Genomic DNA, 21,631 nt, shown 5'->3' with positions numbered 1-21,631 from the left:
TTATAACGTTAAAAATAATATGAAAATTTTCATATTAAAACAGTCTATTGCCCTTCATTTATATCATTATCTAGGTTAGCCTCTATTTAGCATTGGGTTTGTTAATCTTTATTTTTGATTGAATGTATAAAATTAACAACTAAAACAGGTTTGCGTGTGAAGTATTATAAATTATGAATTGTATTTTTTTTTGTTTTTAAAAGACTAATTGCTATATATAGTAGTAAAAAATAGATTTTCTATTTAACCCTTTGATGGTTGTTTGTGACTGTTATTGTTTAGTACATAGAGTGGGTACTTTATCTTTATTGGAACTAATCAAACTTAAATAAGGAAAGTTTTAATGAGATTTCAATATGTCAAAATTATATTGACAAGCTTATTTGTTATCCCTGCTTTTTTAAATGTAGCAGAGGCCGAAATATTAAATGCGAATATAAAAAAATTCACTATTAATTTTGGCGTTACAAGAATTATATATAATAGTAATTATCCGAGTGCAGAGATACAAGTAGAAAACCCTCAGGAATACCCAATACTGATCCAGTCAGAGGTATTTGATGAGGATAAACATAATAAAGCTCCATTTATTGTCACTCCACCTTTACTAAAATTAGATGAAAAACAAAAGGTAACGCTAAAAATAATAAAAAAGAATGCTGAAATTAACATGAATCAAGAGTCATTATATTGGTTTTGTGTTAAAGGTATTCCGCCATTAGATAACATAGATAAAGAGAATCATCATAAATCAGAGTTGAATGTGAATCTATCTATAAGTTCTTGTAATAAGCTAATATATAGACCATCGATATTAAGTGGAACCCCTGAAAATGATGCAGGGAAAATTAGCTGGAGAAAAGAGGGAAATAAACTCATTGTGTCTAACCCAACGCCATATTATATGAACTTTTATTCAATATTTATTAATGGGCATGAGGTGAGTCGAGATAAAATAGATTATATTTCCCCTTATTCTAATCAGGAGGTTATGTTACCTAAAGCGAAAAGAGTCGAATGGAAAGTCATCACTGATTATGGCGGTGAAAGTCAATTATTTTCCTCTGATATTTAATCCAATTATTAGTGGATATTCCGGTAGTTAATATCATTTAGGATCTTTCATGAGGGAAAGAAGGCTAAGGTTATTAAAAGCAAGCACGGTGTTCATCTCCGGAGCAATAGAGCGTATTGCCGCAGAGTTAGTAGGGGGACAAAAACACCGCGGTTTACTATTTTTATCGGCTCAGAGTGTTTTTTGATTGCTAAAGAGCGGTGATAAAATTTATACCAAGATCATGTCTGATGATAGCAGTTGTACATATTGATAATTGAGTTAATCATGTACTTTGACGGTATTGTTTACATAGGTAACTATTGTGAATAGATAATTAAGAGTGAGTGATTTAAACATATATAATATTCACCTTTGTTCTCAGCTTCTTGAGTAAAAAGGCACAGAAGGGTACATCAATTGTATTGATCATTTTCGGCGCCAAGTTAAACGATATATGTGAAAGTTTAATGGTGTTACGAAGATTAATTTTGAGCTGTATTTGAAAGAATGTGAGTAGTGATTTAATACGTCAAATCTAAAGAACAGCTCACTATTCTAAGAAAAATAGCGAAAGGTTAACTTTAAATATGATAACAGACAGTCTATGTTGTATTGATAAATGTTTTCTGAGGTAACCAAAATTGTAATGGTTGGATTATGAGATTGAAAAATTTTTATTTGTATTCTTGCTTTTTATTTTATGCTTCAGTTTGCTTTAGTCATAATGAGTTTAATACAAAACTTTTAGGTGGAGATAGTATAGACTTATCTGTTTTTGATGAGGATGTTGTCCCGGGAGATTATTATGTTGATATTTATTTAAATGATGAATATGTGAGCTCTAGATTTATAAAGTTTACTTACTATCCTACATTAGGGAAAACAGCACCGTGTATTTCAAGTAAGATGTTATTAAATTATGGTATTGATACTCAATCAACTAAAAATAACGAGTGTATTCGTAATCAAAGTCACAGAGGGTTTGATGTTCGTTATAATAGATTAACCCAAGGCTTGTTTATTTATACGCCAAATGATTGGCTGAGTATATCCAAAAATAGGGGGATTCCCACTAAGTTATTGGATAACGGAATTAATGCATTCATTCTTAATTACAAATTAATTTTTAATAAATTAAATTTAAACGGTTATGAAAGAAACAATGGGTGGTTGAGGTTAGCCCCTGGAATTAATTTTGGTAGTTGGCGTGTCAGAGGGGAAACCAGTTATAGTCATCAAGAGAAACGCTGGCAGTCACCGTATTTATATGCCGAGCGGGGATTTTATGGACAGCGAGCTTTACTGACGTTAGGTCAAGGGTTTACGTCAGGCGACATTATTGAATCAGTACCTTTCACGGGGATTATGATGGGGACGGATGATTCAATGATTGCCTCTGATGACAATGCTTATACCCCGGTAGTGCAAGGGATAGCAAAGACACAAGCGAGAATTGAGATTAGGCAAAAAGGGTATCTTATCTATACGAAGACCGTATCGCCTGGTTCATTCTCGATTAATGATGTTCCTTTTTTATCGAATGCGGGGAATTTATATGTCACTATTTTGGAGAGTGATGGAAGTCGTCAGGTTTTTTCCGTCCCCTATCAACAGCCCGTAAAGGCTTTAAGGGAAGGGCGCTTCCGATATAATGTGATGTTGGGCGAATATCGACCTATTAACAGCCGCAATGAAAAACATAACAATGGTGTGATTTGGGATTCATCACTTATGTATGGATTACCTTGGGGGGTGACGTTATACAGTGGATTGCAAGGCGTAAAAAATTACCAATTAATTTCTTTAGGTGCGGGGAAATCGTTGGGTTATTTGGGGAGTCTATCTGCAGATGCTTCACTGATAAAAAACCAATATGATAGAACGGCAGAATCAGGGGCAAAAATAAAATTTATTTATAATAATAATATTAGTCAATTCGGAACCTATATTACATTAACTAATGAGTTTTTAACCTCGATGAGATACAGCTCGATAAACGATTTTATGAGTCATAATTCTGATGAAATTGACTATACTCGTCATATTAAAAACAAACTGAATGTTGGGTTATCACAGCTACTGCCTAATGGTGATGGTATAGGGTTGAATTATTCAAATAGGCGTTTTTATCATGATGGTGATGTGTCCAATTATGGTATTAATTATCGTACGAATTTTCATTATTTATCCATGAACTTTAATGCTAGCCAAACATATCAAAACTTAAGAAATAATAATTTTAAGAAAGAGTATTTAATTAATCTGTCATTCAATATGCCTTTTGATTTGTTTGGCAGTAAAAAGTCAAGGATGAATTTAAATCTGCTTGAAGGTAAGAACGCTTCCGCTCAGTTAGGGCTAAATGGAAACGCATTTAATGACCAGCTTTGGTGGAACATCAACCATTCTTATAATGATGAGAATAGCGGAAGTGGTTCTATTGGATTATCATGGGATGCTTCTGAAGGTCAAGTAACAGGTGGTTATAGTTATGGGCGAGACTATAATAACCTAGATTTGGGCGTGAATGGCGGTATGATTTTGTATGATAAGAATATTATATTTAGTCAGTATCTTTATAATACTATTGCTATCATTAAATCTCCTGGGCTTTATCATGCTCAAGTTGGCAATAATACCGGGGTTAAAACGGATTATCGTGGTTATGCAGCTATTTCTGGTCTATCACCATATCGGAAAAATACCGTCTATATTGACTCTACTAATTTATCCGAAAACGTTGAGATTCGACAGACTGAAAAAACGGTTATTCCGACGAGTAAAGCGATTGTTGAAATAAATTACCCGACCAAAATAGGAAGTAAAGTTATTTTTAAGATAAAGAATTATACAGAGAAAGGGATTCCATTTGGTGCAAGTGCATCCATCAATAATAAAAAAGAAAGTGCGGGTCTTGTTGATGGTTATGGTCAACTTTATCTGTCAGGAATGAGCCATAAAGGTTCGGTTATCATCGATTGGAAAGGTGGACATTGCCATTTTGATTATGATCTTACTCCTTTGAGTTTGGATAATGGTATTTATTATTTAACTCGTAGTTGTCATTGATATCTTCTATTTAGAAGGGGGTGTTAAATTAAATTTTTTTATTTTATTTTTATGGTGTTTTTTTTATTTAATTCTAGTGCTCAAGGAAGAGATATTAGTTTCAATGTGCATAATGCTATTTATCCTGCAGGGGTATCTAAACATGGTGTTTATGTATTAAAGGGGAGTATCTATTCTGCTCTTAAACATAAAGGATTTAAAATCTGGTGTGATGATAGTAATAATGAATGTGTTTTAAATGGACTGAATAGTCAGATTAAAGTGAAACTTGAAGGCGAGGAGGGAATTAGTTATATAGATGATAATGGTGCGTTGATGATATTATCATCGTCACCTGATGATTTTTGCTATTTTAAGATTGTTATTGATGGTTATCAAAATATTAAACCTGGAAAATATGACTTAGGTTTAAATGCAGCCATTGTAACGGATTAATTTAATGTTATTTAATTGAGGATATTGAATTTGAAAAATTCAATTTTAGCAGTAATTATTTCAGCATTTTGTGCTTATAGCTATGCAGATGGTAATGTTGATTTATCCACGAAAACGAAGTTGGAAACGACTGTCACGTTTACATCTAATTATAGTATTCAGGGAAAGATCACTCCTGTCGCCACTATGGGGAGTGGGATAATTAAGCATGATACGAATTTGGCCACAGTGACGGCTACAACGACAGGTTCAGATTATTGGCTAATTGCCGGTGATGAAACGGCGGCGGATTATAATATGCCGGCATTTAAGTGGACAGTTTTTGGTAAAAATAGCCATAGTCCACTTAAAGTGTATTTAAATAACCAAGGAGAGAAAGATTGGGGGAAATTTGGCGGAGGGGATTTGGATTGGCGTAAATATGATAATGGTGCCGAAGTCAAACTCAATGTGGATGGGGACCAAAATGTGGTTGCGGATGAGTATGCTTTAAATGTTTTCATTGCAGCTTATCAAAGCTAATTAATTAACGTTCAAGTTTTTTAGTGTTTAAGTTGGCAGCGACAAGTGATAAACATGGTCGCTGTCGGCTTAATTTTTCCACTAGGAAATACTTATTTCTGGTCTTCGATTCAATGTGATGATATTGATTCGAAGAAAGAGATGTATGAAGGAAGATTGATAATTACGTTGTCAATGTGAATAGTAAAACTCAATAGCTTATTGATATCTACGTTAGTAGGTATCTACTATGTTAATTTCCACGATAATGATATGGCATCAATTGGGATGCATTTTAAATGAGAGTGTAATTTTCATTATAAAAATCATGTCATATTATTGTTTGGTTATTGTTTAGATGTTGTTTAGTTACCTCATGTTATTAATTTAATCTCTACTTTGTAAGAGAAGATAAAGTGGCATTTTGATGTTAGGAAAGCAGATGAATGCACCTATATTTTACGTGATGTATTAGAAGTGATTAGCTCTAATCTATTGATAGGAATGGAGCATACCTGTCTTTGAGCTGTTTGTTATGTGAGTGTAATTGATGTGACAAAGAATGCCTAGTTCAACCTGTTTCCTTTTGCTTAAACTACTTACAATAATCTTATATGATTCAGACAGATAATAACGGACCTCCTCGTCAAGGTGACCTTTGGTGTCTATTTGCTGAATCCATTTCATCCCTCGATTTGCAAAGTCTGGAGCTGGTTTATAGCCCGAACAACTACTCAGAAAATCAAAGTTTAAGTCTGAAACTTTAAAAGTGAATGCTGTTTCTTCCTCTGGGCTCCAACCACCAATAGCAAACACTGTGTTACCAATTTTCCACACATCGGAGTTTCCCCATTGGACAACATGACTTGTGGCAGGAAAAGAACCGCAAAACATATTGAATTCATCGTAATTCATATGGTTATCCTTAAAGTAGTGCCAAATTTCATTCGCTACTCTATTCAAAAGTCTTCTATTATGATTTCAATGATAATGTATAGTTTAAATGGCTAATATAATGCAAATGATACGTAAACCGAATGCGTAGATATACTTACCCTTACCATATAGTTATACCCTAAAGGTATAGCCAAATTAGTATGAAGTTCAACACAAATATTGACCCCCCCATTTTGGGCATACAATGATCGTAACTGCGAATCTAGGTACAAGTATGAAAGCGTTGTTTGTATAGTTACCCGCTTTTGAGCGATATAGAGAAAGTTATCTAACAGATGATGAGTTTCGAAGCTTTCAACTTATGCTATTAAAAAATCCATTATGTGGTGATGTTATTCAACACACTGGTGGTTTATGGAAAGTTCGATTTTCTGACTCTAAAAGAAATAAAGGAAAACGTGGTGGCACTCGGATAATTTATTATTGGTATTTAGAAAAATCGCAATTTTTGTTATTTACTATTTACGGCAAAAACGTTGCAGATGATCTAACAACAAGCCAGCGTGAGCAATTAAGTAAGATGTTAGATATGATTAAAAAAAGGAGTAATGATGATTAAACGTGATATTTTTTCTGAGCTCCAAGAAGGAATGGAAGCGTGGAGTGAGTTTAATGAAGGAAAGAAAACGTTAAAGACTCATCGTATCAACGTGAAACCTTTGTCTATGACACCTACCGAAGTAAAAGCGATACGCGAGAAATTAAAATTATCTCAAGCAGTCTTCGCTCAGTATTTACATACAGGGGTTACGACATTGCAGAATTGGGAGCAAGGGCTTGCAAAACCTAATAAACAAGCAGTCTTGTTGCTCAAAATGGTAGAAAAAAGGCCTGATACTTTAAATGAATTAGCTGGATTCTAATGATTAAAAGGAAGAAGGATTGTGGCAATCGCTTTTCCTTTTTTGTTATATTCAGTTCGACACAGAGGAAAAAATTGTTTTTGAGAGTCAAGCAATGATTAAATACAGATTAAAAGTATTTCTTTTTACTCGTTGGACAACTCGATTATCTGATATTCTTTGAATTTGCGGCACTAATTATTCAGTGGTTAACTATTGACCAATACACTATTTTCTTTCCATATCATTCACTTGTTCTAACTATCCACCTCCGATTAGGAAGTTATCCACTGATTTTGTGGATACGCCTTTTTTGGGTTTCGGGGTAACGGCTTAATTCTGGCATTGAGCCAGGATTAAGCCGGACGCCGGATTGACTCCATTTACACACAGTTGGCGCAGGTTCCCCCCGTACACTCCCGTTCTCGCGCCTTTTTAGGGCGCGTTCACAGGTTCGCCAAATGTGGAAAATAGGGACAACCGGCTTTTAAGTTCAATGGCTGCACCTTTTTACGTTGACGCGTGATGCAAAGGGCTGGGGGCAGCTCCCTGCGGGATCGCCCCTGGTTCACTGCTTAGCTTCGCTAAGCGTTAATGGCGACTTGCCGTTCGATTCTCTCGCTGCAAGTCGGGTGCTGCCATTTTCATCCCCTGTGTCGTTAATCGTTCGTTGTGCCCCACTGCTTGGCCTAAAACATAGTCTCGTCTCGTCATACAGCAAGCGTAAAGTGCACTCCACCAAAATTCTTGCCGCTGCGCTTTCCAACAATTTTGTCTCCGCCCTTGCTTCCTTCCTCGTCTCGGCTCTGTACGGCCTTTGCAGCGGAGGAACTCAACGAAAGAAATCAAGGACTCGTAAACCTTAGCCCTAAAAAAGTACAATCCTTACTTGAGCGAAGTCATTCCATTCAAACCAACCGAATATTATTGTTTCTTAGTCATTACTGTGGGCATCAGTGGGTACAACACCTTAATGAAACAAATATCGAATTAGGTTCAGGAAAGCGCCAGGTTGTAGAGAAAGGTCGGTTTGATGAGCATTATCAAATCACCGTACCTGAATCACTGAATACAAAACAGGAAGAACAAAAAAATGGATAGAGACAGTCCTTACTATAAGCAAGTTTTACTGCTTATAAAAATGCTACCCGTCATAGCAACAGAGCCAACATTTCGGTCATCTTCAATGGTCGCGATTAAACGATAATCGTCTATGCGATAACGGATAAAATCAGCTTATCCCCTTTCAAAATTTTACCAATTAATCGAGGTTTAATACTATTATCTATATTTTTTCAATATAACTTTGTATGATTTTCTGATGGCATCGATCTATTTTCTTTAGTTCTTTCTGAAATCGTTTTGTATACTGGACTCGATAATGAGGCATAATTACCTCAAAGTGAATCAAAGATAGCTTTATGGCTCAACGTCTATCATTTAGATATTCCTCGTAAGCTTCTTCTGCTAGCTTTAAATTAATTTTATCTTCAATTTTTTCAATAATCGCACTTTTGCAAAGTTCACTAAAGGTCAAACCTTTGGCATTGGCATACGATTCAAACAAAGAGAGTTCTTCATTATTTAGCCTGATTGCTTTTGTTAAGTTTTTTCTCATTATTTCCCCCTTAAATCGTTATACATTGTATAACCTTCATCGTTATTTTTTCAATTTATATTAATTGACATCCTCCCCGACCCGAAGGATGGCGATCCCTACTACGTTCAGGTCGGAACTGTCGACTTCCCCCAAAATAAGACAGCTATTTCTCAGCAGGACTGGTAAATGAAAATATTGCCGCTGTCTATCTCGTTTTTAACTCATTGATTGCTATTTTTACTTTGGTACTCCCTCCTCGCGAGTGATATCAATTTTTATTTTATGTTTTCTTCAGTTATGTACAGCTGTTCACAATTTGACATCTTTTTTTTAAAAATGGTCCAATATGAATAAAACCTAGTATAAGGCATTTTAAGGAGTTTTTGTCATGACTTATCCAATTACATTAGAAATGCTTAGAAATCCTCTCTTAATTAATCCTGCGCAGCCTGTTTTTTAATCAACTATTCTTTTTTTAATTATTGCGCTTTACCGTCATTCTCCGCAAAACCCATTTTTGAGGGTGATTTTCATTATATTGTGGTATTTTGCAATTCCCTATCTATATTTAGTTTTATTTACAAAATGTTGATAGTTTTGATGAGCGCTAAATTGCGCTTTTTAGTATTTTTTACCATAATAACTAAACTCCCGATCACCGAAACGTAGAAGCATTTCACCGGTTGAGGTAAGAATATGGGCAGAGAGACATGAACCCAACAAGAGTAATATACAAATATAACTATCAATAAAAGTGATTATAAATTACATGATTATCACTTTATGAATGATGTTTATGGCGGATCTTAAAATGAATTTTTTTCCTACCCTCAATGAAACCGGTAAGACTGTTGTTCGTCGTCAATCTCAAGCGCTGTTACAAAATGGTCATTTAGAGCGTGCTCGTCAGTTACGTAATTTGGCTATTGCCGCGGAATTAGATTGCCCAAAATATTTGCTGGCACCCGAAGTGAACCAACTTTTAGAGTTTATTCCCGATCTGCATCAACATACGCTCATTGATACTTTATGGAATACCGGCGCCCGAATTCATGAAGCACTTACATTGACGAAAGGCGATTTTTATCTTGATGAAGAGACTCCATTTGTGGTGTTACGGACCCTCAAACAACGAGATACTCAAAATAACGTAAGTCAAATGAAAGTGAAAACACGACCTAAACGTGTTGTGGCACTTTTTGATCCACAGTATGTACAATTGATGAAAAGTTACTTTGCAACCATGCGATTGAAAAATCAGAGTCAAATTTGGCCCATTCAAAGTGATAATACAGTTCGTAATTGGTTGCGCTCTGCCATTGAACAGGCAGAAAGAAATGGGATCACATATGTCGTTGATCCCATCACTTGTAAAACTTTTCGACACAGTTTTGCGATGCACCTGATTTTTAATGGAGTTCCTCTTAAGGTTATTCAGGCTTATTTAGGGCATAAAAAATCAAGTTCTACTGATGTTTATACAAAAATATTTACTCTGGATGCCATGTTGCATTTTGATATTTCATTTCGTTAGTGATGAACTGATCTACGTGCGTATTTTACTTCTAATAGCTCGGGTATTTCTGAATAAACATTATGATATTGAAAAATATTTTGCGTACAAAAAGGGGGTCATTGAGGAAAAAGAACATACATCTCTGTTGTAGAGAAATATCTTTATACGCCTTAGGTGGATATTAACGGGGAGGTATAAGAATAACTAAAGAGCACGGAGTGCTATCTGGAAAACAGCTATATTTCTCTTCTCAAATTTAGATGGATAAATTACAGCAATTTCCGTGAGTTCATTTGAAAAATGTTTCGATTATCTAGCAATTCATGAGAAAGGTGTTTTTTAACAAACTAAATAATTTTATTCAAGATATCGATATGTTGATATTTCTATATGAAAATAAAATATTACACGTATGCCTATTTAAGATGGTGATTTCACTATGAAATAAATCAGATCTTAAAATAAAATATCATATATATCATAATGTTATGCTATTTTTTTGTTTGGATAATATTAATTTAAATTTGTTTTTATTATTCAAAATAATATAATTTTATTTGATATGTGTTTTATTTTTTATTTAAAAATTAAAATTTAATATTGGTGATTTCATCGTGAAATTGCAATTGAAAAAATGATAAATATCTTTATTTATCAGCAATATATGATTTATTTTTTCTGGGGGGTAAAAAAAAAACCTCAAGGTGTTTACATCTTTGTCTATATGTAAGATTATTAGCTTTAGAACATAAAGCTACATGTGGGGAAAGATGACGTGGTTAATCCTAATAATCAATTTGATAAAATTGCCGATCGCGCTGTTCGATTGCTACAGTCATTAACGAACCAAATCCAAACGCAGAAAGAAGAGTTGAATGAAACTGCTTACTACCAGGTTTATTCTAAAGCCGCCGTTTCTAAGTTGCCAAAACTCACCCGCGCAAGTGTTGATTACGCAGTGAATGAAATGGAAAGCCAAGGCTATCAATTTGAAAAACGACAAGCCGGTTCTTCACAGAAATATGCGATGACAATACAAAATATTGTAGATATTTATCATCATCGAGGTGTACCTAAATATAGAGATCGTTATTCTGAAGCATTTACTTTTTTTATTGGTAACTTGAAAGGGGGGGTTTCCAAAACAGTGAGTACTGTATCGCTGGCGCATGCATTACGCACTCATCCTCACTTAATTGCCGAAGATCTCCGCATTTTAGTAATAGATCTCGATCCCCAGTCCTCCGCAACTATGTTTTTAGACCATAAACAATCAATTGGTTCTATTGAGACAACTGCGGCACAAGCAATGCTTCAGAATGTGACACGAGAAGAATTGCTTAATGAGTTTGTATTATCGTCTGTCGTTCAAGGTGTCGATGTAATTCCTGCTTCTATTGAAGATGCTTTTATTGCATCTCAATGGGAAATTTTATGTGCAGAACATCTATCTGGGCAAAATATTTTTACGGTGCTAAGAGAAAATATTATCCAGAAGGTTAAAAAAGACTACGACTTTATTTTTGTCGATAGTGGACCTCATTTGGATGCATTTCTCTCCAATGCAATAGCCGCAGCGGATATATTAATGACGCCAGTACCGCCTGCTCAAGTGGATTTCCATTCAACATTGAAGTACTTAACTCGCTTACCTGAACTGATTGGTTTAATTGAGTCAACAGGCGAAAAAGTTAACTTGATCAGTAATATTGGATTCATGTCTAAGCTAGTGAATAAGACGGACCACAAATTATGTCATAGTTTGGCAAAAGAAATTTTTGGTGGGGATATGCTCGATGTAGCATTACCACGTCTTGATGGTTTCGAACGATGCGGCGAGTCTTTTGATACGGTAATTTCTGCCAATCCTGCTACATATATCGGTAGTGTAGAAGCATTAAAAAATGCTAAAAATGCGGCAGAAGATTTTGCTAAAGCCGTGTTTGACCGTGTGGAGTTTATTCGCATGAATCGAGGTTATTATGCAAGTTAAGAGAAAAACGATTGGGCGAACATTGAGCGCTGCTCCTCTGCCTCAAATTTCAAATGAGCAAGAAAAGCATTCACAACGCTTTGTGTTGAAATCAGGTAAATCAGCTCTCTTTTATTTAGAACATATTCCAGCCGAAGAACTTGCGGATAAGACTTTTGTACGGTTTTCGGTCAATGGCCGTGACCAAAATGCATTAACACCAGAATCATTAGTCGACATTACACGTACAATTAAATTACAACAATTTTTCCCTGCTATCGGTTTTCGACAAAATGGAAAAATTGAAATTTTAGATGGCTCTCGTCGTCGAGCTGCTGCGCTGTTATGCAACGTTGGACTAACTATCCTTGTCACGGATCTGGAAATTAGCAGTGATGATGCAAGGCAACTTGCGAGTGATATCCAAACAGCGAAAGAGCATAATTTAAGAGAAATTGGTCTGCGTCTACTTCAGCTGCGTGATAAAGGAATGTCGCAAAAAGAAATTGCGTTATACGAAAACTTATCTGCGGCGAAAGTGACTCGAGCTATCCAAGCTGCTTCGGTGCCTGAATATTTAGTCTCATTGTTTCCTGTCCAAGCGGAATTATCATATTCTGATTACAAGTTTTTATTGAAAATAGAATCACTGATTATTACTAAAGATTTGCAGCGAGAAAAAATAGTTCAAGATACTAATGAACGAATTGATGCATTAATTGATAAACGCCAGATTACATCAGATGAGTTAAAAAAAGTGATCTTGGATGTACTTAAAGATATTACTGAAAACTTTGCCTCAAATAAAAAACAGAATGGAACTATCATTAGTCCACTATGGGCTTTTGATGACAAGAATACCTATGCAAGGAAACGCATTAAAGATCGTGGATTTAGCTATGAATTTAATCGCGTCCCAAAACAGTTACAAGATGAGCTAGATAAAGTAATCACTTCGCTGATGAATGATTTTTTTGGAAAAGAATAGGAATAGCTATTTAGAAAAATTCAAATGACAAAATAGTAGCTCGCTGAAATGAAGCTTCAGATGTGGCGTTTGATGCATGACGTACCTCTGAAAAACAAAACCCCCGAAATCCTCTACATTCTTGGCGGGACGTAAAGATTATCAGGGGTATTCATATGAATTCTGTTAGGAAGAATGTTGAGTTCCTAACTGGGAGTATAGAATTATGCGTAAAAAAATTCAACTCCTTCTGTGCAACATAAGGACGGGGGGAAATGGATAGTTCTATAGAACTGACAATAACACCTTGTTCTATTGGTAAAATCCATCGACATTATGTGCCAAAATATTTAGGCCAATTGCCGAAATTGGTGCCTGTGCGCCGATTCGCCGCGGCATTAAAACGTCATGATTGGAACCTAAACCCCCATATTTACCAACTGCGCTATAGCCGAAAGCAGCGTATTTCTGTGCGTTCAGAGCGCAGAGAGACGTTTGATGCGTTAGCGATGGCGATGATTGCGTACGCGGATTACAATCCTGAAAGCGATGCCCTCTTTGAAGTGATGTGCTCGGTGGAAAAACTGGCCGAGCTTTGTGGTCAGTTGTATCGTTATGACAGTGGACGTAAGAGTTACGACCCGATTTTGCACGCGCTACGCGACTGGGAACAGGCCAACCTGATTATCATTGACCGTGATTTTGATATTGAGGCTAAACAATACAAAGCGATGCGCATCTGGATCCGCCCGGAGTTTTTTCATGGGCTAGGCTTTTCGAAGCAGGAGTTACGAGACGTTGTGACGCGGTTTAGTCGTTGGATGGAAAAGCGGGGCTTGAAAGAAAGCTATCAAAAGCGCTACGCGCAACATGTCATGCGACTGGCGAAAGCAAATGTGGCGTCATTGGACGATAAACATAAACTGCGTAACCTACTGAACAAGCTCAAAACGTTAGTCATTGGTGAAGATGAATCCCTCAAACAAGAGAAAAAACATTTAGCTAACGCGTTGAAAGAAAAGAAAGCCTTAGCCCAAAGTACGCGGGCGCCGGAAAGTCCTGAACATGCCGCATGGCGCCGCTTTGAAGCCTGGAAGGTAACACAGCCTTTAGCCATAGTCATGACCTTTGAGCGTGAGATGAAAGCCTTGTACCCGAGTGTTCAAGGGCAGGCGCTTTATCTGCATTACCTGAAACACTTACCCGACGCCTAATTCCCTTGGTTAAATTTACCGCCTTGACTGGCGGTGGTTTCGTTCGCCCTAAATCTGGATAGTGTATTTTTTGAACAGTAAAATCGTTATCTCAATCTCTCCATTCATCTCGATGATGACTGCGGGAACATTTTCGCTGGATATTTATCCCATTAACTTCGAATGCGTTTATTCTCTGCAATTAACTTCGAATAGTATTCGTGTTTTATAGTTAAATTCGTTTTTAGGTTCTGAACTAAACGTCCTTTTAAATAAAAGGAGTTGCGGCTCTGCTTTTTCAAGCCGCACACTCTAAAGAGATAAACCCAATAAAGCCTTCGCTTACAAGCCATAAATAGCTGTCGCTCAGATTATGGTGTCAACATTGTGCCATTTCCCCCGTAAAGCTGGCCTCTGGCCACCTTAACGCGCAGCTACAGCCGTTCATCGAGGCTTCGCCTCTCGCCCGTCTCACTGCGTTTTTCAAAGGGGCAAACACACTCAATAGCCGTTTTCATTTCGTTAGGCTTAACCAGGGAGGGGGGGTGATTGGGGTATTAAAGGCATCCTAACCGCTGACGCGGGTCCCGACGGCCCTTAGAATCATTCGCTCTCTGTCACACGGTTTGCCGTCTACAGCCCTTCGGGCGAGTGATTTCGGTGAAATTTCATGATAATCTACCTATAATGCATTGAGAATGAGTATGATTTTGGTGTGAGGTTGAAATGGAACGCAAAACACTGACGTTAAAACGTCCGGCAATGGACAACATCGCGGAAAATACCGAACCGGTGATTCAGCGTCATCGTAAAAAAGTGGTGGTCAATATACAGCGTAAGCCCAATAAACCGGCCAAAACAACGCCAACTCAACCTTCTAAAAAGGTGACCCCCCTGCCGGCGAAAAAACAAAAACAGGTTGTCATCCCGTTAGAGAAAAAAGTCATCCCGCCGACACCCCCTAAACAACATATTCCGTTAGAAGACGCTATTGCCACGTTATCGGAATATTGGCCTCAGCTTTTTCCTAATGGACAACTTCGACCGATGGCCGTTGGCACGCGTGAAGCCTTGTTTTCGGATAAAAAAAACCGTGAATTGCCAATTTCGTATAAAACGATGAAACGCAGTCTTGCGGCCATTAGCCACAGTGTAAAGTATCGCACCACGATTATGCCTGGTGCTGTACGATATGATAAAGACGGTCAACCGAACGGGGCTGTCACGGAATCGGATGTCGCCGATACGTTGAAACGCATTCAAAAACTGGCTAAACAATCGCGAACAGCATGACAAATACCTCACAAAAAATCGTTTCTGTTGAAGAAAAAAATTATTGGTTGGGTAAATTCGCGTTCGCGGCTTTAGTGGCGCTCAAACTGGCGCAATGGGATGGAAAAGCCGCCCTAAACGCCCAATCGGAAAATCTTTTTCTGCTTCGTTGGTTGCAAACCGCCCTCAAACAAAAACGCTTTCATCGCTGTGTAGTCCATGATTTTGAGTGGCTGATTAACCTGGGGCAACAACGTCTCATGACCTCAAAACTGAAATCCCGTTTAGAGTACCTGTGGCGCTCTTGCTGTTGTGATATTGCCAGCCAAAGTGATTTATTTCGCTTAACTTATGCGACCGAGCTGCTCAAAGATTTAGGGTGGGATAGCGTGGTACTTAGCGAAGATCGCTGGCATAAATTTATCGCGACAAAACCAGTGGTGACGGCAATCCCCACCTTCTATGTGACGCAATCGGCCTTAACGGAAGGGTTTAGTGATGAGGGCAAGCAGATAGCTAGCGTTAATTCCTGGGTGCTTGGGAAACAGGAACAATTTAGTGAAGTCATGAAACAACACCATCTTATCGGTCAATTTGATGACTCGTTACCGCAATACACTTTATCAGGGGTGTGAGCCCATATCATCGAAACTTCCAAAATTTTATCGTAGCCCTTTAATATCAAGGGTTACAGATGATATGCAATTTAAGAGGGTTGACGCTCAACGGGACGGTTTCATTCGTTAAGGATTTTTCGTCCGATTGAGCATCAGAAACTTTATATAAGAGTGAGCCAAAAACTCTGTCCTACCATTTTATTTGCAACAGTGCCTGTGAATGCCCTCTTTCGTTCTATTACTCAATATAAATGAACCATTTTTCGCCAATTAATATACATTCCTTTTTTGCCGATTTGGGACCGACATTCGGTTTTGTTTTTTCACAGTTAAGCCTTCCGGCTTCGCCACTTCCTTGTAAAGGTCCCATGAGTGCACCGGCGGATGATACTAGAGGAAAAAGCCCTGCTATAAGGACGAAGAGATATTTTTTCATGTTTTCACCTCAAATTGTAAATTCAACAAAGAAGACGGGATAGCCGACTATTTTATTCAAGTAAAAAGAGTGCAAAAATGTGAATTAAATGTAAAGTAATATGTCATTAATTTGTTATGTTGTTTGGAGTTAGTTGCACTGCACATAAGCACGCCTACGGTGTGAGCATCGCGGCAAAGCTGCTCGATTTGAGGTTTCGCGCCCATTTCATCGAAAAGTCCAAGATTAGTTGAGCCATTTTCTCCCAGAGTTGATCACTGATCTGCCATTTGTTGCCCGCCATGGTGCGCCCTGAGAGATTATCATTATCCATTATCTGACAACGCCTTTTGAGATAGGTTCTAAGCCTAAGTACTGTTAAACCAGAAATAAATCATGGTTCAATCTTTATTATATAGGAGCCAATTTTCGATATATAAAGAAGCTTGCCGCGTTAAAAGAGGAGCTATTGCTTTTAAGGGAGAATACAAATGTTTAATTTGTAAGTTTAATACTGATTTAAGATTGATTTAAGATTGATTTAAGTTAATTATACTATAGTTGAAAGAAGATTTTAGCTTTTCTTCTATTTTTCCTTGATGTAAACGATGAGTTGCCTTCTCTTAATGAGAGAAGGCATTTTTTTATAGAAAATAATAAACACCTCAATAAAATTTGGGGGCTTATTCACGAAGCATCAAGATACCATCGCAGCAATTAACCCTGCGGTTGAAGCATGTAATATTCCAGCTGTTCGCACCATAACGGGTAGCAAAATTATCTTCAGCAAAATTTTGCAACAGTACCTTTTATTTCAATTTATTTAATTATATTGAGGTCAGCTTATGCAAAAAAATCATTGCCCTTTCTGTTTGTCCTGGGATTAACGCTCTGCACGCCGTCGGTGATGGCGGAGACATTATCGCATGACATGAAAACACTCAACGGTACCTTACGCACTTTTGAGCAATCGAATGACCCAACCCAGCTCAAGGATGCACTGAACATCATGCGTGCTGCGGCTCAAAAAGCACAGGGGAAAACCCCTCGAAAACTGCGTGATTCCCCTCAACAATCCCCAGAAATGCAGCAGTATCGCCATACTTATGACAAGTTAATTCAGCAAATTGACGAAGCGTTGGCGCTTGTCGAGCAAGGCCAAATTGATGATGCCAAAAAGGTGGTAAATGCTCTCAAAATAACGAGAGATATTGCTCACAAGACCTACCGCTAATTGTCGGTAAAATTAGGGATCCCGGCGTAGAATTCCATACAATAAAAGCATTATAAAAGTGACGGAATGTCACTTTTATAATGAAATAATTAGCATGACTGAATCTGAAATCCGATTTTGTCGGCGAGGAATGTATTGAAATTAAGAGCGTGCCACTGAACCGTGTTATCCGCCATGCTATCAAGAAGTACAAAGGGCTCCCGACAAACAACTCAGTGAGAAAAGGTATTGACACCGAACCGTGTACCAGATCGCTTATATTCTTTGGGTCATATTTAATATAAATTAGCGACTGTGTCCTTGTCCTCAACTTTATTCTGAATTAACGAATAATAACCTCCAAATAAATGAATTAATATATTATTCTCGTTTTAGTAATATTTAATATAAATTGGCAACTGTATAATGGTAAAAAGCACACAAAAAAACTATGGTTTATACGTCAGTATTTCCTTTATATATCTGTTTTTTTAGCTTAAATTTATCAAGGCACATTCTGCGTGCATTTTAAAAAGCCCCCTTTTAGACGGCACTGTTGAAGAGCGCATCGATAATGTAATTATGTTGCTATTATTAAATTAACGTGACGCTGAACACCCTCGGTTTATCGGGATCAAACATCGCTTAAACGGACTATCCTAATCCAGTCGCTAATTTTATACCAAACCGAGTTCTATTTTCATCGTCTATTTTTATCGTTTCCCCGGAGCCATTGCATGTTGTCCCTGCTAACACCGCCCAAGCATTACTCGAAAAACACTCAAATAACGGCATATATTTTGCTGTTTTTACAAATATCCCTCCCCCTATCCACCTCGTTTTCGGCGAGCGCCTATGGGAGCGAAAATACAGAAAACAGCATGCGTGCAAATGGTAGGATTAATACAACAAGTGGCCATAAGACTCCGATTCAAGATGACGTGTTATCATTACCACTGTCAGCCTCTTCCCCTTCATTTGCTGAACAAAAAAAGGCAGTCGCCGCTTTGCCGGCAGCTGAGTCACCCGATGAACCGCTTTGGCTACATGATGACAAGGGGAGTGTCACGCGGCATGAGGAGAGCTTGAGTGCACTACCTACATTGGGGGAGCAGGACAACACCACGGATAACCAGAGCTCGAAGTCGCAGGTATTCTCTCAAGGCGTATTGCCGACGATGGATGTCCTTGAGCATGATAAAGAGAATAATAAACGTTCTGCGGAGTGGGTCGCGATGGGAGCCTCTCAGACAGGGCAGTTATTATCCGCGGAAGATACTTCTGCCGCGGCTCTAGGGTATGCCCGTAGCCTCGGTGAAAACGTGCTTAATCAACAAGTGAATGACTGGCTCAATATGGTGAGCCATGCTCGCATTCAATTCAGTAGCGATAAAGCCAGTGATGTGGATGTGTTGGTACCATTAGTTGATACCCCAGAGAGTCTGCTGTTTTCTCAGATTGGACTGCGTGCCAATAAAGAGCGCACGACGACAAACCTTGGTTTAGGTTATCGCCAGCATCAGGACGGCTGGATGTGGGGGGGAACAGCTTCTATGATTATGATATCACGGGAGGCAACACCCGTGTGGGACTAGGGTCTGAGCTGGGATTGGATTATTTGAAATTTTCCGGAAATGGGTATTTTCGCTTAACCAACTGGCGTCAATCTCGACTTCAGACTGTGCGAGATTATAATGAACGTCCCGCGAATGGATTTGATATCCGAGCTGAAGCCTATTTACCCAATCACCCCCCAGTTAGGCTCATTTGCTAAATATGAGAAGTACTTCGGTGACGGCATCAGCTTAACTAATCGAACCTCACTCAGCACGCTGAAAAACACCCCCTCCACGTCAACTCTCGGGCTGAGTTACACCCCATTCCCCCTGCTTTCGGTCAAAGGGCAAACATCCCGCGGTGACTCCCACGACAGTCTTATGGGGCTCGAGCTGACCTACCGCTTTGGTGTGCCATTATCCCAGCAACTGGATACAAACAAGGTTAACCTGATGCGTACCCAGGCGGGGAATCGTTACGATTTCGTCGACCGGAATTACAACATTGTCATGCAGTACCGTAAGCAAGAATTGTTCACAATTTCATTACCCGAGAGTCTCTCAGCGGAGGCGGCCTCATCATTGCGGGTGACGGCAACGGTTCATAAAGCCAAATATGACCTTAAAAATATCAAGTGGTCAGCGCCAGAGTTGACGGCGCGCGGCGGGAGCATTCAGGTTACGTCCCCTGTCACTATCAATCTGACATTGCCGACACCTGTTTTCTCTGAAAAGACGAACGAACCCCAGCGATATAAATTAACCGCGGTCGGGACTGACCGAGAAGGGAATCAGTCCAATACCGCGGTGATGTGGGTGAATGTTAAACCGTCCCAGGAAACCATCACGTCATTAACTTTATCGCCTGACAGCATTATTACCGCCAACAATATTGATACTTACCATGCGACGGCCACGATTCAGAATGAAAAAGGGGAACCCTTATCCCACAAGGATGTGACTTTTACGGTTAATGGGTTTACTGACAATAAGGGCGTCATTTTATCCGCTGGGTCTGGAGATGCAGGCGAAAGCGTGACCGTGACGACAGCCGCAAATGGTCGTGCACAGATTACCATAAAGAGTAAAGTTGCGGGGCAGGGGGAACTGAGAGCCACCATGAAAAATGGGAGCTTAAGTAGCATACCTTTACACTTTGCTGTCGATACTCGTTCGGCGAAAATTGCGACGCTGGTCGTAACGAAGAATAACGCGGTGACCAACGGTACGGCACAAAATAGCGTGAAGGCACGGGTCACGGATGCGAACAACAACCCGTTGCCGAATGTGGCGGTGGTGTTCACACCGACTAACGGGGGGCTCCCATCCACGGGGACAGTGACCACGAATGCCCATGGTGAGGCGGATTTTGCCCTGAGCAACACCACGGCAGGCACCACAACGGTGACGGCGGAAGTCAATGGCACATCTCAAACGGTTGAGGTGACCTTTGTGGCGGAGGCGAGTTCGGCAACGTTACCCAATGAAAACCTGACCGTGGTCACGAATAACGCGGTGGCTAACGGCACGGCACAAAATAGCGTGAAGGCACGGGTCACGGATGCAAACAACAACCCGCTGCCGAATGTGGCGGTGGTGTTCACACCGACTAACGGCGGACTCCCATCCACTCAGACGGTGACCACGAATGCCCATGGTGAGGCTGACTTCGCCCTGAGCAACACCCGGGCAGGCACCACGATAGTGACCGCGGAAGTCAACGGCACCTCTCAAACGGTTGAGGTGACCTTTGTGGGCGAAGAAGAGGCCCCCGACTCCATCAATACACAGGTTAATGCTTATACCTTTACACAGACTAGCGTAGAGGGTACATTCCCGACCACCGGCTTTACTGGGGCAACGTTTACTATCGTACCGAAAGACAGTAAGAGCACGACTGACTACATCTGGAGTGCCAACGCTAGCTGGGTCTCGGTGACGAATGGCGTGGTGAAGTTCACCGGAACAGGTACGGGAAGTAAGGTGACCATTACCGGTGCTCCATCCAGTGGTCAGGGGAAAACTATTAAGTACAGTTTCAAGCTTAAGAGCTGGTTCATAAATAATGGATCTCCCGCAATAAGCTGGTCCAATGCGAACACGTATTGCTTATCGCAGTCGGGTTATCGTATTCCAACTATCGAACAACTCACAAACAACTCGTCGTCTGGTTCCGGGCCAGGCAATCAAAGTCGAGCAGCAAATGCAGGGCTCTGGAGCGAATGGGGAAACTTGAACAATTATGACGGGGGATTCACGGTGCACAGCTATTGGTCGTCGGAGCAGAGGAGTGACGGTCAATACTACCGCGTCTACCTGAGCAATGGTCTCATCTACGGCGACTATGTCGACGGCGGAGAGATCAACGGGGTATGTCGTAAGGGTCTTTAGCTATATTAGTGGCACTGTTGCAAACAAAATGGAAGTGCTGAGTTTTTGGCTCACCCTT

Annotated in this window: 20 protein-coding genes and 3 pseudogenes; 18 read left to right on the top strand and 5 right to left on the bottom strand. The window is 39.3% G+C overall.

The genetic code is table 11. From position 1 onward, the window contains the following. Window positions 1-343: 343 nt before the first annotated feature. From HFU86_RS19675 to HFU86_RS19660, 5 genes and pseudogenes are all read left to right on the top strand, one after another. Window positions 344-1,075 (top strand): fimbria/pilus periplasmic chaperone, encoded by a 732-nt coding sequence (locus HFU86_RS19675; protein ID WP_132497277.1) that lies wholly within the window; start codon window positions 344-346, stop codon window positions 1,073-1,075. A 391-nt stretch (window positions 1,076-1,466) separates the two neighbouring features. Continuing rightward, window positions 1,467-1,571, top strand: a pseudogene (locus tag HFU86_RS20365) (IS1595 family transposase); the annotation flags it as partial. 143 nt (window positions 1,572-1,714) lie between these two features. Continuing rightward, window positions 1,715-4,126 carry a fimbria/pilus outer membrane usher protein gene (locus HFU86_RS19670; RefSeq protein ID WP_132497278.1) on the top strand — a complete coding sequence of 804 codons (2,412 nt, stop codon included), beginning with the start codon at window positions 1,715-1,717 and terminating at the stop codon, window positions 4,124-4,126. Between the two features lie 105 nt (window positions 4,127-4,231). Then, window positions 4,232-4,561: an AfaD family invasin gene (gene afaD, locus HFU86_RS19665; RefSeq protein WP_132497279.1), complete on the top strand. Its 330-nt coding sequence runs from the start codon at window positions 4,232-4,234 to the stop codon at window positions 4,559-4,561. A 30-nt stretch (window positions 4,562-4,591) separates the two neighbouring features. Then, a complete protein-coding gene (locus HFU86_RS19660) occupies window positions 4,592-5,083 on the top strand; it encodes a hypothetical protein (protein ID WP_132497280.1) in 492 nt (163 codons plus the stop codon). 471 nt (window positions 5,084-5,554) lie between these two features. On the opposite strand, the gene HFU86_RS19655 is transcribed toward HFU86_RS19660, so the two are convergent. Next, on the bottom strand, window positions 5,555-5,977 hold the full coding sequence (locus HFU86_RS19655; protein ID WP_132497281.1) for an MmcQ/YjbR family DNA-binding protein: 423 nt from the start codon (window positions 5,975-5,977) through the stop codon (window positions 5,555-5,557). Window positions 5,978-6,320: 343 nt separating this feature from the next. Between HFU86_RS19655 and HFU86_RS19650 the strand changes: the two genes are divergently transcribed. Together HFU86_RS19650 and HFU86_RS19645 are read left to right on the top strand one after the other, a co-directional pair. Next, window positions 6,321-6,578: a toxin gene (locus HFU86_RS19650; protein WP_336431785.1), complete on the top strand. Its 258-nt coding sequence runs from the start codon at window positions 6,321-6,323 to the stop codon at window positions 6,576-6,578. Beyond that, window positions 6,571-6,882, top strand: a complete 312-nt coding sequence (locus tag HFU86_RS19645; protein ID WP_132497282.1) for a helix-turn-helix domain-containing protein — start codon at window positions 6,571-6,573, stop codon at window positions 6,880-6,882. The genes HFU86_RS19650 and HFU86_RS19645 overlap by 8 nt, the downstream gene beginning before the upstream one ends. Before the next feature lie 547 nt (window positions 6,883-7,429). Here HFU86_RS19645 and HFU86_RS20270 read toward each other — a convergent pair. After that, window positions 7,430-7,630, bottom strand: a complete 201-nt coding sequence (locus HFU86_RS20270) for a hypothetical protein (protein ID WP_132497283.1) — start codon at window positions 7,628-7,630, stop codon at window positions 7,430-7,432. Between the two features lie 14 nt (window positions 7,631-7,644). Between HFU86_RS20270 and HFU86_RS19635 the strand changes: the two genes are divergently transcribed. Further along, window positions 7,645-7,962, top strand: a complete 318-nt coding sequence (locus HFU86_RS19635) for a type IV toxin-antitoxin system AbiEi family antitoxin domain-containing protein (protein ID WP_255426032.1) — start codon at window positions 7,645-7,647, stop codon at window positions 7,960-7,962. Beyond that, a pseudogene (locus HFU86_RS19630) lies at window positions 7,955-8,059 on the top strand (nucleotidyl transferase AbiEii/AbiGii toxin family protein); the annotation flags it as partial. The gene HFU86_RS19635 and the pseudogene HFU86_RS19630, both read left to right, overlap by 8 nt. Before the next feature lie 228 nt (window positions 8,060-8,287). Here the strand turns inward: HFU86_RS19630 and relB are convergent. Continuing rightward, window positions 8,288-8,479, bottom strand: a complete 192-nt coding sequence (gene relB, locus HFU86_RS20265; protein ID WP_132497284.1) for a type II toxin-antitoxin system RelB family antitoxin — start codon at window positions 8,477-8,479, stop codon at window positions 8,288-8,290. A gap of 793 nt (window positions 8,480-9,272) precedes the next feature. Here relB and HFU86_RS19620 point away from each other — a divergent pair. The 6 genes from HFU86_RS19620 to HFU86_RS19595 all read left to right on the top strand — a co-directional run bounded on the left by HFU86_RS19620 (window position 9,273) and on the right by HFU86_RS19595 (window position 16,016). Further along, entirely contained in the window at window positions 9,273-9,995 is a 723-nt protein-coding gene (locus HFU86_RS19620; RefSeq protein WP_165906969.1) for a tyrosine-type recombinase/integrase, read from the top strand. Between the two features lie 757 nt (window positions 9,996-10,752). Further along, a complete protein-coding gene (locus HFU86_RS19615) occupies window positions 10,753-11,970 on the top strand; it encodes an AAA family ATPase (protein WP_132497286.1) in 1,218 nt (405 codons plus the stop codon). Next, window positions 11,960-12,937 (top strand): ParB family protein, encoded by a 978-nt coding sequence (locus HFU86_RS19610; protein ID WP_132497287.1) that lies wholly within the window; start codon window positions 11,960-11,962, stop codon window positions 12,935-12,937. The genes HFU86_RS19615 and HFU86_RS19610 overlap by 11 nt, the downstream gene beginning before the upstream one ends. Before the next feature lie 254 nt (window positions 12,938-13,191). Next, entirely contained in the window at window positions 13,192-14,130 is a 939-nt protein-coding gene (locus HFU86_RS19605; protein WP_132497288.1) for a RepA family replication protein, read from the top strand. 741 nt (window positions 14,131-14,871) lie between these two features. Next, complete coding sequence (locus tag HFU86_RS19600; RefSeq protein ID WP_255426030.1) at window positions 14,872-15,402, top strand: ProQ/FINO family protein; 531 nt, start codon at window positions 14,872-14,874, stop codon at window positions 15,400-15,402. After that, complete coding sequence (locus tag HFU86_RS19595; protein ID WP_132497290.1) at window positions 15,399-16,016, top strand: DUF2913 family protein; 618 nt, start codon at window positions 15,399-15,401, stop codon at window positions 16,014-16,016. The genes HFU86_RS19600 and HFU86_RS19595 overlap by 4 nt, the downstream gene beginning before the upstream one ends. Before the next feature lie 220 nt (window positions 16,017-16,236). On the opposite strand, the gene HFU86_RS19590 is transcribed toward HFU86_RS19595, so the two are convergent. Together HFU86_RS19590 and HFU86_RS19585 are read right to left on the bottom strand one after the other, a co-directional pair. After that, entirely contained in the window at window positions 16,237-16,434 is a 198-nt protein-coding gene (locus HFU86_RS19590) for a hypothetical protein (RefSeq protein WP_132497291.1), read from the bottom strand. Window positions 16,435-16,588: 154 nt separating this feature from the next. Then, window positions 16,589-16,747, bottom strand: coding sequence for a hypothetical protein (locus HFU86_RS19585; RefSeq protein ID WP_165906970.1), 159 nt, complete (start codon window positions 16,745-16,747; stop codon window positions 16,589-16,591). Window positions 16,748-17,245: 498 nt separating this feature from the next. On the opposite strand from HFU86_RS19585, the gene cybC reads away from it, so the two are divergent. The 3 genes and pseudogenes from cybC (at window position 17,246) to HFU86_RS19565 (ending at window position 21,573) form a co-directional block, all read left to right on the top strand. Then, on the top strand, window positions 17,246-17,647 hold the full coding sequence (cybC, locus tag HFU86_RS19580; RefSeq protein WP_336431784.1) for a cytochrome b562: 402 nt from the start codon (window positions 17,246-17,248) through the stop codon (window positions 17,645-17,647). Between the two features lie 716 nt (window positions 17,648-18,363). After that, a pseudogene (locus tag HFU86_RS19575) lies at window positions 18,364-19,400 on the top strand (inverse autotransporter beta domain-containing protein). Next, window positions 19,336-21,573 (top strand): Ig-like domain-containing protein, encoded by a 2,238-nt coding sequence (locus HFU86_RS19565; RefSeq protein ID WP_187129942.1) that lies wholly within the window; start codon window positions 19,336-19,338, stop codon window positions 21,571-21,573. Before HFU86_RS19575 ends, HFU86_RS19565 begins: the two are co-directional and overlap by 65 nt. Window positions 21,574-21,631 lie beyond the last annotated feature (58 nt).

The organism is Providencia sp. JUb39 (assembly GCF_012272845.1).
Classification (GTDB): domain Bacteria; phylum Pseudomonadota; class Gammaproteobacteria; order Enterobacterales; family Enterobacteriaceae; genus Providencia; species Providencia lanzhouensis.
This window is presented reverse-complemented; position numbering and strand designations above follow the sequence as displayed.

Excerpts from the sequence above, each read along its gene's own strand:
- HFU86_RS19605 (WP_132497288.1), top strand. The coding sequence starts at position 13,192 with ATGGATAGTTCTATAGAACTGACAATAACACCTTGTTCTATTGGTAAA.
- HFU86_RS19645 (WP_132497282.1), top strand. The coding sequence starts at position 6,571 with ATGATTAAACGTGATATTTTTTCTGAGCTCCAAGAAGGAATGGAAGCG.
- HFU86_RS19650 (WP_336431785.1), top strand. The coding sequence starts at position 6,321 with ATGCTATTAAAAAATCCATTATGTGGTGATGTTATTCAACACACTGGT.
- HFU86_RS19565 (WP_187129942.1), top strand. The coding sequence starts at position 19,336 with ATGGATTTGATATCCGAGCTGAAGCCTATTTACCCAATCACCCCCCAG.
- HFU86_RS19585 (WP_165906970.1), bottom strand. The coding sequence starts at position 16,747 with ATGGATAATGATAATCTCTCAGGGCGCACCATGGCGGGCAACAAATGG.
- HFU86_RS19600 (WP_255426030.1), top strand. The coding sequence starts at position 14,872 with ATGGACAACATCGCGGAAAATACCGAACCGGTGATTCAGCGTCATCGT.
- HFU86_RS19610 (WP_132497287.1), top strand. The coding sequence starts at position 11,960 with ATGCAAGTTAAGAGAAAAACGATTGGGCGAACATTGAGCGCTGCTCCT.
- HFU86_RS19620 (WP_165906969.1), top strand. The coding sequence starts at position 9,273 with ATGAATTTTTTTCCTACCCTCAATGAAACCGGTAAGACTGTTGTTCGT.
- HFU86_RS19655 (WP_132497281.1), bottom strand. The coding sequence starts at position 5,977 with ATGAATTACGATGAATTCAATATGTTTTGCGGTTCTTTTCCTGCCACA.
- relB (WP_132497284.1), bottom strand. The coding sequence starts at position 8,479 with ATGAGAAAAAACTTAACAAAAGCAATCAGGCTAAATAATGAAGAACTC.
- HFU86_RS19675 (WP_132497277.1), top strand. The coding sequence starts at position 344 with ATGAGATTTCAATATGTCAAAATTATATTGACAAGCTTATTTGTTATC.
- HFU86_RS19595 (WP_132497290.1), top strand. The coding sequence starts at position 15,399 with ATGACAAATACCTCACAAAAAATCGTTTCTGTTGAAGAAAAAAATTAT.
- HFU86_RS19670 (WP_132497278.1), top strand. The coding sequence starts at position 1,715 with ATGAGATTGAAAAATTTTTATTTGTATTCTTGCTTTTTATTTTATGCT.
- HFU86_RS19590 (WP_132497291.1), bottom strand. The coding sequence starts at position 16,434 with ATGAAAAAATATCTCTTCGTCCTTATAGCAGGGCTTTTTCCTCTAGTA.